Raw genomic sequence first — 14,807 nt, 5'->3', positions numbered from 1 at the left:
TTACCCTCCCCATGCCCGGTAGGCTGGAAAAAAAGCTCCGGCCTCCGCGCGGTCTGCCTGTCTTTTTTCGCACAACACCCGGTAAGCTGCTTCATCGTGCACTCTTTTGCCCATCCAGTACGGAAAATGGTTCGTTTTGGAAAACGATGCCTTGAAGCGGAACAAGCCGTCCCCGTCGCGGTTGCCCCCGCCGAGCAGCAAATACTCCAGCCCGGCTTCCTTGGCCCGCTGAATCATCGCATCGAACAACAGATGGTTGATCCCGAGCGGCATGTCCGCCTTGTGCGAAGCCCCGAGCTGATAGTGGGCATAGCGGTTTCCACAGAGCATGATCGCGCCTGCGACAGCCATGTCCTCGTGCATGGCGAGCAGGAGGCGCGGCTTGCAGAGCGCGGTTTCCTGGAGCAGTCCTGCAAAAAATTCATTTTCATAGTAATAGGATAGGCCGGCAAAATTGCGCTCCATCGTCTCCCGGTACAGTTGCATAAACGCCCGCAAGCCGGCCTCGCCGCTCGCTTCCACGATGCTCACCTCGTTGGCGACCGCTTTTTTCATGTTGCGCCTGACGTTTTCGCTGTACTGCGCGCGAATTTGCGCGAGCGGCGGCCGGACATCGACGGCGACAGTCGTCCGCACCAGATCGAGCCGCATTTGCTCGCGAAACCGCTCGGCGTTTTTCTCCAGCGGATGAAAGCGCACCGTTTCCGTCACGTAGTTTTGGCTGCGGCAATAGGCGAAAACTGTGCGGAAAACGACTCTGCCCCCGCTGTCTTCGGCCAAACATGCGGACCGCCGTAGCCGATGGAGACGATATCCGCATACCCCGGAAGCAGAGCGTCGAGGGAGCGGACCAGGTAAGGGTAAAAAATCTGGCAGCCCCCTTCGGAAAAAAACACCGCCTCCGGCACGCCCCCTTCCCTTTCGGCGTAGAGGCTCACGTATTCTTTTGCATAGGAAATGTCCACATGCTTGCATGGACGCAAATAAGCTGTCCAGTCATCCTGATTCGTAAGCACGATCAAACTCACGCATTTCCCTCCTAGCCAGCTCCGCCTGTTTGCTCCCGGTGAATTTTTCCATCGTGACGCAACCTTCGTGACTGATCCCCGTTTTTTGCAAAACCCGTTTGACCGTTAATAGCAAAATTTTCAAGTCGAGCCAAAAGCTGCGATTTTCCACGTACCAGACGTCCAGCTCGAATTTTTGTTCCCACGTGATCGCGTTTCTCCCGTTGACCTGCGCCCAACCCGTAATGCCTGGCAAAACCTCGTGCCGCTTCATCTGGCGGGGCGTGTAGAGTGGCAGGTATTCCATGAGTAGCGGCCTCGGGCCGACCAAGCTCAGTTCGCCCCGCAGCACATTCCACAACTGCGGCAGCTCATCCAGGCTGTACTTTCGCAACATCATGCCAAAAGGCGTCAGTCTTTGGGCATCCGGCAGCAATTGTCCGGACGCGTCGCACTGATTGGTCATGGTGCGAAATTTATAAATGGAAAAAGGCTTTCCGTATCGGCCCGGCCGCTCCTGGACAAACAAGACAGGAGCGCCGAGCTTGAAGCGAATCAAAATCGACAGCAGGAGCAGCAGAGGTGAAAAGACGAGCAACAGCGTCAAAGCTACCAAACGATCAAACAGACACTTCATGCCGCCCCTCCCTTTGCCTGCTCCAACTCGCAGCCGCCTCCTCCATGCTCAAACTTTGCATCCCGTACTCGCTGCGCAGCTTCGCATAATACTGCAGCAGCCGCTCCAACATCCGAAGGTTTTCCGTGAGGTGGCTGCCGAAGTTCTCCGGATGCCACCACAGATGGTACAGTCGGCGATTTTTGGCCGCAAAAAGCAGATCGCGCCGGAGCCTGCCCAGCCGGACGTTTTCCAGCCAGCGCAGCCGCGGCGAATACGGCCGCAAAAATCGGCTCGCCGGGACATCGACTAACCCTTCCTGGCTTGCGGAAAGCGGCTCGTACGCGTGATGCCCGCTCAGATTGACGTAGGCGTCGGCAAGGCGCAAAGCCCGTTTGAGCAAAGTGTCTTGCGCTCCCGGGCCCGCCTCGTACATCCACGACCGCTCGTTCCCGCGATACGCGGCGAACCCGTGCTGCTTGCAGACAGCCAGATAGGAGGACGCGAACTGATTGCGCGGAAAGACGATGCTGGTCGGGGCGTACCCTTTCTTGCGCGCCACTCTTTTGAAGGCGGCCAAATCTTCGGCAAACGTTTGGGCGGTCTGTCCCGGCTCCAGGCAATAGTAGTGGGAGTGGGTATGGCTGCCGATGTACTGATGCGGACAGGAGGAAATCAGCCGGATGAGGGATGGGGCGTAATGATACGGGTCCACCTGCTCGCGCGCGCCAAGCGCTCCCGACTGCACGTAGCGATAAGGCGACAGGTTCGGATCGGCGTAGTCCGGCAGCTCTTTTGGCAGCGTGCCGATCAGCTCCTCGCGCGTCTCGCAGAACAAGAAGCCTACCGTCGCCCAGGTGGCGTGAATCTCGTACTTGTTAAACAGCTCCAGAATCGCCGGGATCACCTGACGAGTCCCCTGCAGGTTCTTCTCGCTGTCAGCTAGCGTCCGCTTGTCGCGAACGCCCCAATACAGCTCAAAATCAAGGGATATGACCAATGCTCCTGTTTTGCCCAAGCCGTTCGTCAACCTCCTTTTCCGTGCGCGGCGGCTCTGTCTTGGCAGCGAGCAGCGCTGCAAACAGCTCGGCCTGCCTCGCGAGTACGTGTTGCTCGTTAAAATGCTCCTCCGCCAAATAGCGGCTGTTTTGTCCGTACGCTTCCCTCAGCCGCGCGTCGCAGGCGAGCTTTTTCAGCGCCTTGTACAAATGCTCGGACTGCTTCGGCTCCACCAAAATCCCGTTCACGCCGTCCGTCACCTCTTCGCGGCAGCCGCGAATGTTCGTGGCGACAATCGGCTTGCCCATCGCCATCGCTTCGATAATCGAGCGGGGCAACCCTTCGCGATGCGAAGGCAGGACGAAGATGTCGCTTGCGGCGAGCAGTTGCGGGATGTCCTGGCGAAAACCAGTCAGGACGATTTGCGGATGCTCGCGGCAATGCTCCCGTAGCGCCTTGCCGCGCTGGTCCCGTTCGCTGTCCGACACGTCCCCGACGAGCAACAGCCGCACGCGGCCCGACTCTCGCGCCAGCCTGGAAAAAGCGTCCAGCAGCTCGAAAATCCCTTTTTCGCCAACCATCCGCCCTACGTAGGCGATGACGAGATCGTCCGCGCCGATTCCAAGCGCCGAACGCACCTCCACCGCTTCCTCCGGCGACACCGCCTGCGGATGAAACCGCCGCTCGACATCTACCCCGTTGCCGAGATGCATGATTCGCTCCGGCGGCGAAAAGCCGTCCTGCACGCTCAGCTCGTAGTCCTCCCTGCTCTGCAATAGCAAATAGTCTGTCAAATGCTTCGCGAACCACTTTTCCACGGCGTAGTACAGCCGGTATTCCCCTCGGCTCATGCCGTCGTGAAAATAGTAGCCGTGAGCCGTGTAGACGACCGGGCTGACTCCCGCGAGCCTCGCTGCCACCCGGCCCAGCACGGCCGCAACCGGAGTGTGGACATGCACCGCGTCGTAGCGCTCCCGTTTCATCAGCCGATACAGCGCCAAAATGGAACGCAGGTTGGAGAGCGGCTCGATTTTTCGCTTGATCGCGATCGGCCAGAGGGTGAGGCCCTTGTCCCGCAACGCCTGAAAACGCCCGGTGTCTGTGCAAGCCGTATGCACTTCATGGCCTTCCTCCGCCAGCTTCTGGATGAGCGGCAAGAGCAGGCTTTCCACCGTTTGGTCAATGGCGCATATTTGCAAAATTTTCCCCATGCAGGTCACCGCCCTTTCTGATGGAGCCAGAACTCATCCCGGCTGTCACACAATAGAGCGCCAGCAATATCCAGAACAGCGTCTCCCGGATTCCGTTGTGCGTCAAACCGTACACGATTTGAAAAAACAGCGGATACCAGGCGTAGAGCCGATGACCGTGTACCCCGGCGTACAAGAGCAGAAAAAACAGCAGCGTGCCCACGATGCCATACGAGAAAAACAGATTGGCGACCGTGGAGTGCAATTCGAGGGCGATGCTGCTTTCAAACCGCTCGTACTGCCCTTCGCCTGCCCCGAAAAACATGTACGCGGGATGGTTCGCGATCCGGTCGTAGCCTCTTGACGCCAGGTTGTCGTCGGAGTCCTCTCCCAACGTTTCCAGCCGCTCCTTGACTTGCGTGTACATCGTCGCATCGTGCAGCACGTTTTCATTCGTGTACAAAGAGACGCAAAAAAGCAGAAAAAAGCAGGCGAGCACGCAGACGACGTTTTTCCAGAACAGCCCCGTCCGCTCCTTCGACGAGACGAACAGAAAGGCCGCGTACATCAAGACCGCACTTACAATCGCCGCCTTGGACAAGGAAGCGGCGATCACGCTCAACGAGCAGCCGATGACCATAAACAAATAGATGGCTCGGACGGGAAAGAACCGCGCACAAAACAGGCAAATCCCCAGGCAGAGCAGGCCGAAGTACCCGAGCTGGTTCGGATTGTTGAAAAACAGCGACTGGCGGAAGTCATGCTCCCCAGGCGCCAGCCCGAGCAAGAGCGCAAGCGTCTGGACCGCGAGCGAGCAAGCGACGGACCAGAACAGCCACTGCGCATATGCGCGCGGCTCGAGCTGGCCCAAGACGACGACGGTCAGCAGGACGGCCCCGTTGTACCAGTACCATTTCGTGGACTCGAACACTTCCATGGCGCCGCCCAGCGCAATCGCCCACAGGCCGTTGACCAGCAAAATATCGTACAAAAACGCGAGCGTCAGCAGGACGAAAAACAAATACTTGCGCTGCAACTGGTTGACGCGAAACAAAAAGGTGTAGGCAATGAGCACCAGCATGATAAAATCCGCTATTTGCGGGTTGCCGCTCGGGAAGAGGTAGAAGGGCTTCAGCAGTACGTAGAGGAACAGAAGAACCTTGTCCAGCGAGAGCTTCACGTTGCCCATCCTCACATATGGGCCAGATGATTCGTGAAATGAAGAATGCGCTTGTAATCCCCCCATGTATCAACCTCTGCCCAAAACAGCCCCGGCGGAATTTGCGCCACATGCACGTCTCTTTCGCCCAAAAAGGAGTAAAGCACGTTCTCCCACCATAAATCGTGCTGCCGCTCCAGAATCAAACGTTGCAGACGCTCCAGGAACAGCGGCAAAAACTCCTGATGCAGCCGGGCGATGCCGATGTATTCGCCTGTCGTTTCTTCCAGAGGCAGCTCTTTTCCGTGCTTGTGCAGCAGGCCGTGTGCATAGCCGAATTTGTAATCGCCCTCTGCCCTGCGCGAAGGGTCCGCGAACATGACCGGACTTCTCGTCTCCTGCAACACGACGTCCAGCACTTTTTCTTCAAAATAAACATCCGCGTTGAGCAACAGACAGTCGCTGCCCGTGAGAAACTCGCGGGCGAACCAGAGCGAGGCGATACTGTTCGTGCGGTCGTAAAACGGATTGTGGAAAAAGCGAATGTTCTCGCTGCCGAGCAGACTGGTGATGACATGGGCGCGATACCCGACCACGATGGCGATCTCGTCGATTCCTTTTCGCTTCAGCTCCGAGATCGTATTCTCGATCAACGCCTTGTTCCCGATATCAACCGTGCACTTGGGACTTCCGTCAATTTGCCCGCTGATTCGCGAGCCGAGTCCCGCCGCCATGAGCAGAGCCTTCATTTACTTCCCCCTCCCTCTTGCCTCGATGCCGTGACGTATTTGACGTTCAGCTTCAGCTTGTAAAGCGCGCGGAGAAGTCCGATCAGCAGATGGTAGGCCGTCCACAAATCGAGAAACTGATGCTGGCCGCTAATTGCCCACATCACGGCTGCGATCAGCACCCCGCTCTGGAAGCCTGTCTGGGTGAGAAACAAAAAGACTCCTTCATCGACCCACTTGCTGCGCTTGCGCATGGAGACGGTTTCGTGCGAGATTTTCCCCTGGCCAAAGGCGAGATCCGAGCCATTCGTCGCCAAAATTTCCGTAAAAATCGTAAACAGGATCAAGTAGATCAAATAAGGCCCGAGCGTCGGCTGGCTTTTGGCGACCCCGTAGATCACCGCGAACGAAACGAGATACAGCGAGTAGTTCAGCCCGATATCCAGCCAGACGCCGCCCCTGCTGCTTTGGTTGTTCATGCGGGCGACTTCCCCGTCCACACAGTCAGCGAGATAGCACATCTGATAAAAAAAACAACCGATTAAAAAGGCAGCCGCCGATCCGTACATGAAGGCCGCAGCAGCGATCAGGCCGGCAGCGATTCCCGCAAGCGTGATGGCATTCGGCGAGACGCGCTGCTTTTTCGCCAAAAACAGGCTCACGTAGATGGAAATGCGCCTGGAAAAGTAGTACGACCAAAATTCCTCGCGAACCCATGGCTTTTGCACCTGAATCCGGTATTTCCGAATCTTCTCGCTGTCCCAAAACATGCTCGGATACAAGTCTTCTTTCACCGTAAGCCACCTTCTTCATGACCTCGTCTTCGTAGCAAGACGGAATTTTTTTCAGAGAAGAACGGAATATACCACGTGCGAAACCCGAAATACCGATAAGCCCAATACGAAGCGCAAATGTCCCGGCAGCTTAAACTGATCGCAGTAGCGATGGCTGCTCCCGTAATGCCGAGCCAGGGGATCAGCAGGCCGTTTCCGCAAATGTTCAGCAAGGCGGAAAAAACGAGAATATTACGCGCCGTCTTCTGATGTCCTGTCATGGTCAAGAGCGGGATCACGCTGCCCGAGGAAAAGTTGATAAACTGTCCCAGACAGAGGATGACCAGGACGAGACTGCTTGCTGCGAACTCTTCGCCAAACAGCCCGAGCAGCGGCGCGGCGAAAATGGCGACGAGCAAATTGATCGGCGCAGACGCGAAGAAAATGAGCCGATTGGCAAACGCAATCATTTTCCTCAGCCCGTCCAGATCGCCGCGGGCGTAAATCTCCGAAAATTTCGGCGAAAGCATCGTGTTGATCGAAATGAGCGCGAAGCTCGTCACCATCGAGAGCCGAATGACGACACTGTACACCCCGACTGTCTCCGCGTCCGTAAAAATTCCGAGCATGATCGTGTCTGTCCAGCTCATCACCAGCTCCATGAAGGCGCTCAAATACATCGGAAGCGCCATCGTGCAAAGCGCGCGGAAGCTGATTGCCGGACCTGCCTCCTGCTCCAGCGGCTGTACGCCCGCCCGAAAGTCCCGGGACAAAACATGCCACTTCGCCATGCCGTACAGCGTGTTCAACATGACGGCTGCTGCGAGCAAGCCGATCAGAAGCTGCGAGGTCGGAGCGAACAAAGGCAGGGCGATAAGCAGAAACAGAAGGTGCAAAAAGCGCATGCCGACGGTGTCGACGATCACGGACGCGGTCACGCGGTGCAGCGCGCGAAAAGCCGAGGCGTACAGTCTGCCGAGCGAGACGAACGGCAGCATCCAGGCGATGACCCGCAGTGTCCCGGCTGGCAGCTCGCCTGCAAACACGTAGCGGGAGATGTGCTCCGCAAACAAGTAGAACAGCCCGGACAACAACAGCGAAGGCAGAAACGTCCAAAGCGCCACCTTGCCAAAAAGCTGCCGAATCTTTGCCAGCGCTCCTTGCGCGCGGTACTCGGCCAGCAGGCGGATAATCGCCGTGTCGGTGCCAAACAGCGCCAGCACCATCCCGATATTAAGCAGGGTGATCGCAAGCGAATAGACGCCCAGATTGCCCGCCCCGTACTCTCTTGCGATAAACAACTGCAGCGTATAGAGCAGGACGAACCCGAACAGCCGAAACAAAAACGTAATCGCAGAACCGTGCAGCACTTCGTGTACATCCCGGTTGCCGCGCACTTTGGCCAGTTGCTTGTGCCAGACTAACTTGAGGGCATTCATCGGCGCTAATCGCTCCCGTTTCTGACTCGACTATTCCATGTAGCCATAACCGTAGTAGCCTTCCCGCTTCCCCAGTTTTTTGTTGTTCAGCACGACTCCGAGCAGGTTGGCGCCAGCCGTTTTCAACTGCTCGACCGCGCGAACCGCCGGGTCCCGCTTCGTCTTGCTGGCATCGACCACGAGCACGCACCCGTCTGTTTCCCGGGCCAGCACCATCGCGTCACTCACGATCAGCGGAGGACTGTCCACGATCACCACGTCAAAATTGCTGCGCAGCCTCTCCAGCAACTCCAGCAGGCGCGGCGTTCCCAGAAGCTCCGCCGGACTGTGCGGAATCGGCCCCGCGGTGATGATGGACAGGTGGGGCACGCCGGAGTCCTGGACGATGTCGGAAAACTGGCACATGCCGCTCATATAGGAGCTGACCCCGTACAGATTCGGCATCTCAAACGTGAAGTGGATACGGGGATTGCGCAGGTCGAAATCGATCAGGACCGTCTTGCGCCGATCTTTTGCCATCATCAGCGACAGGTTGGCCGCCGTGACCGTCTTGCCTTCTGATGCGCCCGGACTGCTGACCAAAATCGTCTGCAGCTTCTGCCCTTGCGTGGAAAACAAAATGTTGAGCTTCAAGGTCCGGTAGCCTTCCACCAGCGGGGAGAGCGGCTCCCAGTGAGCGATCAGCTTTTGATAGCGATCGTCAGGCTTCTGCCTTCTCATACTCGCCTCTCACCTCCTCCACCCTTTTTTGCCGAAAATGCTTTTTCGACTTCTTGTCAATGACGGCAATCGTGGCGAGCACAGGCAGTCCCAAATACTCCTCCACTTCCTTTTCCGAGCGCAGCCGGGTATCGAGATGCTCCATGAAAAACACAACGCCGATGGAAGACGCCAGCCCGAGCACGAAGCCGATGATCGAGTTGAGCAGCGGCTTGGGACTGACGGGTTTGGCCGCCGGGTTATGGCGCGCCTCTGCGAGAATGTGCACGTTGTTCATGCTCAGCATTTTGACGACTTCTACCTGAAAGGTCGTGGCAATCGTATTGGCGATCAGCACGGCTCGCGCCTGATCGGGGTCTTCCACCGTAATGGAAATCACCTGCGAATCTTTGACAGGCTCTACTTTCGTGTGCAGCAAGAGCGCCTCCATGCTCGCCCCTTGTCCGAGCGATTCCACGACCCGCTCCATCACCCGCGGGCTTTCGATGATGACCCGGTACGTCTCGATCAGCTTCAGGTTGGAATCAATCTCGGCTACGGACAATACCCCTTCCGGATTCGAGTTCAAGGAGCGATTCACCAAAATTTCTGTCTTGGCCTGATAGATCGGCGTCAACAGAAAGACGCTGACGAGTGCCGTCCCGATCGTAAAAATAGAAGTAACCAGCAAGATCACGACCCAGCGTTTGGACAAGACCAGCAATATTTCCCGCAGATTCACGGTTTCATTCATTTTGCTCCCCCCTTCGCCCCTCCAGGCTGTCACTAACTTGGTTCGGCAGTTGACTGTGGGCCGGCTCCGCCAGCTTGCGAAAAGCGGACAGTCGCTCGATCAGCTTTTTTCGCTCTTCCGGGCTGACGATATAGTAGTAGATCCCGTTGATGAGCTGGCCCTTTCCTTCCATGCGGATCGTCTCCACGCTCGATACGGCTGTGCTGTAGTTCTGGACGAGCCTTTTCATGTCGGCAAACGTCATGTTCGTCTTCACGTATTTGGCCATCGTTTCCAGCACTCCGTTCAACGTGGCGGGAGACGCCAAAGCCGCCTTCTTTTGCATCAGCGCTTTCAAAATCAACTGCTGCCGCTCGTTTCTGCCGAGATCGCCGCGCGGGTCCTCGTAGCGCATGCGCGCATAGACGAGCGCCTGCTTGCCGTCCAACTGGATGGGGCCGAGCGGGAAGTGGTAGTCTGCGTAGGTGAAGGCGAGCTGGTTGTCTACCTCGACGCCGCCCAATGTATCAATAATCCCGGCAAAGCCTTCCATATTCGCTGCCACGACATAATCAACGGGAGTCGCGATGAATTGCTCCACCGTGTCCACTGCCTGCTGCAGCCCGCCAAAAGCGTAGGCGTGGTTGATTTTATCCATCGTCTTCGTCTGGGCCATCTGCGTGCGCGTATCGCGCGGGATGCTGACCAAAAGCGCCGACTTTGCCTGCGGATTGACCGTCAGCACGAGAATGACATCCGAGCGCCCCTTGTCGTTTTCCCGCTCGTCGATCCCGAGCAGCAGCACCGTGAACGGCTCCTGCGCTTCCGCTGGCACTGACTCCTGCTGCGGAAGCGAGGACTGCGCCTGCCTGTGCAACGGCTGCTGCCCAGACGATGCCGGGGGCGCGGAAGACGCCAGCGACTTTTGCGTCCGGATCGGGACGTACATGCTCTTCGCCGTCTCTTGCAGCGACACGTACACATATGCCCCGTACCCTCCCACGGCGAGCAGGCAAGCGATTCCTCCGAGCAGCAGCAGACGTCTCCACTTCTTTTTCCGTGCTGCCCTCTTCGTCCTCGTCATCTCCATCATCCTGTCGCTACCGAATACGGCACGGGCTTTGCCTCTTCTTTCGGCTGGGAGGAAGATTGATAATTAGGAATGATTCCTTGCAATATTTCGATGATCGTGGAAGCGTCCTCGATCATCCCGCCTTTTTTCGCAAGCTGCTCCAGGCGGGAAATGGCCGTCAACAGCTCGCTCCAGGAAAAGTCGAGCGGCTTGCCGATGAAAATTCGGTCGTGGCAAGTAGAGGTCAGCCCTTCTTCTGCGGTCAACAGTTCTTCATACAGCTTTTCGCCTGAACGGATTCCCGTGTACACAACCGGGATATCTTTTTCCGGCTCCAAACCTGCCAGGCGGATCAGGTCCATCGCCATATCGACAATCTTGACGGGCTTGCCCATGTCGAGCACGAAAATCTCTCCGCCGTGCGCCAGCGCTCCGGCCTGAATCACTAGCTGGGCCGCTTCGGGAATCGTCATGAAAAACCGTTCCATGTCCGGATGGGTGATCGTCACCGGACCGCCCGCCTGAATCTGATCGAGGAAAATCGGGACGACGCTGCCTCTGCTCCCGAGCACGTTGCCGAAGCGAACGGCAGCAAAGCGGGTATGCCCGAAACGGTTGTAGCCCTGGATCAGCATCTCGGCGATGCGCTTGGTGGCGCCCATCATAGAAGTCGGATTCACCGCCTTGTCGGTCGAGATCAGGATAAAATGCTTCGCTCCCGCTTCCAGCGCGCACTCCGCGACATTTTTCGTTCCCAACACATTGTTTTTCAACGCCTCGCTCGGGTTTTGCTCCATCAGCGGCACGTGCTTGTGGGCGGCCGCATGAAAAATGACGGACGGGCGGTACTCGCTCATGATCGCAGCTATTCGCTGCCGGTCGCGAATATCCGCAATCAGGCTGATCGTAGGCAGCTCGGGAAACAGCCGCCCCAGTTCCAGGCTGATTTCAAAAATGCCGTTTTCCTCATTCCCGAGCAAAAGCAGCTTCGCCGGGCCGAAGCGGGCGATCTGGCGGCATAGCTCCGAGCCGATCGAGCCCCCGGCCCCTGTGACGAGCACGACCTGCTGCCGCAAATAGCCGGTGATTTCCTCCAGGTTGATCTCCACTGGCTCGCGTCCCAGCAAATCCTCCAGCCTGACGTTGCGAATCATGTTCATGCTGATTTTGCCGCTGAGAATATCGGAGACGTGCGGCAAAATTTTGACGCTCGCTTTCGTCGTTTTGCAAATGTCAAAAATTTCGCGGATCGTCTGCCGGGAAGCGGACGGCATGGCGATGACGATATCCGAAATGGCCTGCCGCTGCACGATGCGGGGGATGTCCTCTCTTTTTCCGACGACGGGCAAGCCGTACACGCGCAAGTTTTGCTTGCTCGGCTCGTCATCAACGAACGCGATCGGCCGCTGCTCGGACAGAGGCGACCGCCTCATCTCGCGAGCGACCAGCACGCCTGCGCTGCCCGCTCCGACGATCAGTGTCCGCCTGCGGTCCTGGCTTCTTTTTTCCCGCTCCTCGTTCCACCACTTCCAGACGAAGCGCAAGCCCGTAATTCCCGCCAGCACGAACGTCCACGTAAGCAAAAACAGCGAGAGCGGAAAACGGACGGACAAAAACAGCCAATGTCCCACGTTGTTCAAAACGAAGCTGAGCGCAAGGATAGACAGGCTCGTCGCCTTGACAATCGAAACAAGCTCGTTTGCGCTGACGTAGCGGTAGACGGGACGGTACAACTCGGCCACGTGCATCCCCGCCAAAACGAACAGTACATGTCCGATTATCAGATACATCGGCTGATAATCGCCTATTTCCGCAAGTGAAAAATCAAATCGAACCAGGCAGGCCAGCCATACAGCTATACTGATAATTCCTGCGTCCGATAAGCTTAACCAGAATCTTCTCTTCCGGTAGCTCATATTCATCGCTCCAGGCTGTCTGCATTCGTTCATCGTGGCTGGCTCTACAAACGCCAGACAACGATGTCAGACGGGCATGTTTTTTGATTCAGCACGCTTTTCACATCCGCGATCACGCCGCACCTTCCGTGCAGCAAAGACGACAGTTCCTCCCAGCCAAGATGCGCGTACTTCGCGTGCGGAACGGCCAGAACCAGTGCGTCGGCGGGCTGCAAATCGTCCCAATCCCGAAGCCTGATGCCGTACTCCGCCCACGTCTTCGCCGAGTCCGCCAGATCGTCCGTCACCTGCACCTCGACCCCGAACTCCCGCAGCTCGTGGACGATATCAATGACCCGGCTGTTGCGAATATCCGGGACATTTTCCTTGAAGGTCATCCCCAAAATCGTCACCCGCGAGCCTTGAATCGGGATATGGCGCCAGATCATCTGCTTGACCAGGGAAGTGGCGACGAATTTTCCCATGCCATCGTTAATGCGGCGTCCCGCCAGGATGACCTGCGGATGATAGCCGACGCTCTCGGCCTTATAGGTCAAATAGTACGGATCGACTCCGATGCAATGGCCGCCGACCAGCCCTGGCGTAAACCGGAGGAAGTTCCACTTCGTTCCGGCCGCTTCCAGCACGTCCGCTGTCGCGATGCCCAATCGGTCAAAAATGATTGCCAGCTCGTTAATCAGGGCGATATTCAGATCGCGTTGCGTGTTTTCGATGACTTTGGCAGCTTCTGCGACCTGGATGGAGGACGCTTTATGAATGCCTGCCTCTACTACCAGCGCGTACATGTCGGCAATCTCGTCGCAAGTCGCCCGGTCCTGGCCGGAGACGACCTTGACGATCCGGGCGAGCCTGCGCTCCCTGTCCCCGGGATTGATCCGCTCGGGAGAATAGCCGACAAAAAAGTCTTCGCCTGCGCGCTTCCCGGACGAGCGCTCCAGCGCTGGAACGCACACTTCCTCTGTCGCGCCAGGGTAAACCGTCGATTCATAGACGACAATCGTCCCAGGCTGCATATGCTTCCCGACCGTTTCCGAGGCGAAGAGCAGCGCGCGCAAATCGGGACGTTTGGCCTCATCGACTGGCGTAGGCACGGTGACGATAATAAAGTCGCACTCCGCAAGCCTGGCGGGATCATCGGTGTAAGTGACGCTCGTGCGCGCCAGCTCCTCCGCCGTATGTTCCCCCGTCTCGTCCCGGCCCGTCTGCAACGCAGCGATTCGTCTCGCGTCCACATCGTACCCGATCACAGGCAGCTTTTCCCCAAATGCGACCGCAACAGGCAATCCGACGTACCCGAGTCCTACGACTCCTACTTTTTTACGCATGGGCGTCACCGTAATAGTGGAGGTACCAATCGACAAAGCGGGAAATCCCTACCTCGATTGGCGTCTGGGGGCGGAAGCCTGTTTCCGCATAAAGGGCATCAACGGAGGCAAATGTAGCCGGAACGTCGCCCGGCTGGATGGGCATATAGTGGCGGTTTGCGGGTTTGTTCAGCTTTTGCTCCAAAATCGCCAGGAACTGTAGCAGTTCTACAGGCTGATGGTTCCCGATATTCAAAACCTGGTGCGGCGGCTTGCCGTCCTGCGGCTCTGGCTGCCGTCCCATGAGCCGGTGGATTCCCTCCACTACATCGTCAATGTACGTAAAATCTCTTATCATTTTTCCGTGGTTGAACACGCGGACAGGCTCTCCCGCCAGGATGGCCCTGGTGAATGTGTACAGCGCCATATCGGGGCGTCCCCACGGTCCGTACACGGTGAAAAAACGCAGTCCTGTCGCAGGAATGCCGTACAGGTGGCTGTACGTGTACGCCATCAGCTCGTTCGCTTTTTTCGTCGCGGCGTACAGGCTGTTCGGCTCATCGACCGGGTCTGTCTCGCAGAAAGGCAGCTTTTTGTTGCCTCCGTACACAGAGCTTGACGAGGCGTAGAGCAAATGCTTGACTCCCGTCTGTCGGCAGCCTTCCAATATGTGCAGGAAGCCCGCGATGTTGGAGGTTGTGTAGGCATGCGGATTTTCCAGGCTGTAGCGGACGCCAGCCTGCGCCGCCAGATGGATGACCCGTTCCGGTCGTATTTTGCGAAACAACCCGTCCATTGTCGTCTGATCGGCAATATCTGCTTTATAGAAGTGGAACTGTTCGAACGCGTGGAGCATTTCCAGCCTTTTCGCCTTCAAGCGGGGATCGTAGTAGTCGTTGCAATTATCCACCCCCCATACGACTTCCCCTCCTTCCAAAAGTCTTTTCGCTACGTGAAATCCGATGAAGCCAGCAGTGCCTGTCACTAAAATCGACATACTTTCCACCTCTTTGCTTATTCATACGGAGGTTCTAGGACAAATATGCCAGCAGGATGAAAGAGGTCGCAGGACGACTTGCACACGCCCTGGGCAAACGGTCACCTTTTTTGCAAAATGGTTGTCAACATTTTTTCGTTTTTGAATGAAATGAAAGAAAGACAATCTTGTGTTG

The 14,807-nt window shown here is 57.1% G+C and carries 15 protein-coding genes; all 15 read right to left on the bottom strand.

Annotated elements, in window-relative coordinates:
• The 15 genes from AC3WQH_RS07470 to AC3WQH_RS07400 are packed head-to-tail and all read right to left on the bottom strand — an operon-like array spanning position 1 to position 14,632.
• Positions 1–780: a GNAT family N-acetyltransferase gene (locus tag AC3WQH_RS07470; protein WP_492331971.1), complete on the bottom strand. Its 780-nt coding sequence runs from the start codon at positions 778–780 to the stop codon at positions 1–3.
• The gene (locus tag AC3WQH_RS07465) at positions 708–1,028 is read right to left on the bottom strand and encodes a hypothetical protein (RefSeq protein WP_492331970.1); all 321 of its coding nucleotides are present in this window, start codon (positions 1,026–1,028) and stop codon (positions 708–710) included. Before AC3WQH_RS07465 ends, AC3WQH_RS07470 begins: the two co-directional genes overlap by 73 nt.
• A complete protein-coding gene (locus tag AC3WQH_RS07460) occupies positions 997–1,644 on the bottom strand; it encodes a sugar transferase (RefSeq protein ID WP_005828437.1) in 648 nt (215 codons plus the stop codon). The genes AC3WQH_RS07465 and AC3WQH_RS07460 overlap by 32 nt, the downstream gene beginning before the upstream one ends.
• Positions 1,628–2,641 carry a polysaccharide deacetylase family protein gene (locus AC3WQH_RS07455; protein ID WP_197186934.1) on the bottom strand — a complete coding sequence of 338 codons (1,014 nt, stop codon included), beginning with the start codon at positions 2,639–2,641 and terminating at the stop codon, positions 1,628–1,630. The genes AC3WQH_RS07460 and AC3WQH_RS07455 overlap by 17 nt, the downstream gene beginning before the upstream one ends.
• Entirely contained in the window at positions 2,607–3,833 is a 1,227-nt protein-coding gene (locus AC3WQH_RS07450) for a glycosyltransferase family 4 protein (protein WP_221843022.1), read from the bottom strand. Before AC3WQH_RS07450 ends, AC3WQH_RS07455 begins: the two co-directional genes overlap by 35 nt.
• The gene (locus tag AC3WQH_RS07445; protein WP_221843039.1) at positions 3,802–5,001 is read right to left on the bottom strand and encodes an O-antigen ligase family protein; all 1,200 of its coding nucleotides are present in this window, start codon (positions 4,999–5,001) and stop codon (positions 3,802–3,804) included. Before AC3WQH_RS07445 ends, AC3WQH_RS07450 begins: the two co-directional genes overlap by 32 nt.
• A gap of 2 nt (positions 5,002–5,003) precedes the next feature.
• Positions 5,004–5,720, bottom strand: coding sequence for a phosphocholine cytidylyltransferase family protein (locus AC3WQH_RS07440; protein WP_007783087.1), 717 nt, complete (start codon positions 5,718–5,720; stop codon positions 5,004–5,006).
• Entirely contained in the window at positions 5,717–6,493 is a 777-nt protein-coding gene (locus AC3WQH_RS07435) for a CDP-alcohol phosphatidyltransferase family protein (protein ID WP_492331969.1), read from the bottom strand. Before AC3WQH_RS07435 ends, AC3WQH_RS07440 begins: the two co-directional genes overlap by 4 nt.
• Complete coding sequence (locus tag AC3WQH_RS07430) at positions 6,490–7,911, bottom strand: flippase (protein WP_429787498.1); 1,422 nt, start codon at positions 7,909–7,911, stop codon at positions 6,490–6,492. The genes AC3WQH_RS07435 and AC3WQH_RS07430 overlap by 4 nt, the downstream gene beginning before the upstream one ends.
• Positions 7,912–7,941: 30 nt before the next feature.
• Positions 7,942–8,631, bottom strand: coding sequence for a CpsD/CapB family tyrosine-protein kinase (locus AC3WQH_RS07425; RefSeq protein ID WP_005828424.1), 690 nt, complete (start codon positions 8,629–8,631; stop codon positions 7,942–7,944).
• On the bottom strand, positions 8,612–9,364 hold the full coding sequence (locus tag AC3WQH_RS07420) for a YveK family protein (RefSeq protein WP_197186939.1): 753 nt from the start codon (positions 9,362–9,364) through the stop codon (positions 8,612–8,614). The genes AC3WQH_RS07425 and AC3WQH_RS07420 overlap by 20 nt, the downstream gene beginning before the upstream one ends.
• A complete protein-coding gene (locus AC3WQH_RS07415; RefSeq protein ID WP_005828420.1) occupies positions 9,357–10,427 on the bottom strand; it encodes an LCP family glycopolymer transferase in 1,071 nt (356 codons plus the stop codon). Before AC3WQH_RS07415 ends, AC3WQH_RS07420 begins: the two co-directional genes overlap by 8 nt.
• A gap of 5 nt (positions 10,428–10,432) precedes the next feature.
• Entirely contained in the window at positions 10,433–12,331 is a 1,899-nt protein-coding gene (locus AC3WQH_RS07410; protein WP_026557856.1) for a polysaccharide biosynthesis protein, read from the bottom strand.
• 44 nt (positions 12,332–12,375) lie between these two features.
• Entirely contained in the window at positions 12,376–13,656 is a 1,281-nt protein-coding gene (locus tag AC3WQH_RS07405) for a nucleotide sugar dehydrogenase (RefSeq protein ID WP_005828416.1), read from the bottom strand.
• A complete protein-coding gene (locus tag AC3WQH_RS07400) occupies positions 13,649–14,632 on the bottom strand; it encodes an NAD-dependent epimerase (RefSeq protein WP_005828415.1) in 984 nt (327 codons plus the stop codon). The genes AC3WQH_RS07405 and AC3WQH_RS07400 overlap by 8 nt, the downstream gene beginning before the upstream one ends.
• Positions 14,633–14,807 lie beyond the last annotated feature (175 nt).

The sequence above is a fragment of the Brevibacillus sp. FW301-21C12A genome, from assembly GCF_058788915.1.
This window is presented reverse-complemented; position numbering and strand designations above follow the sequence as displayed.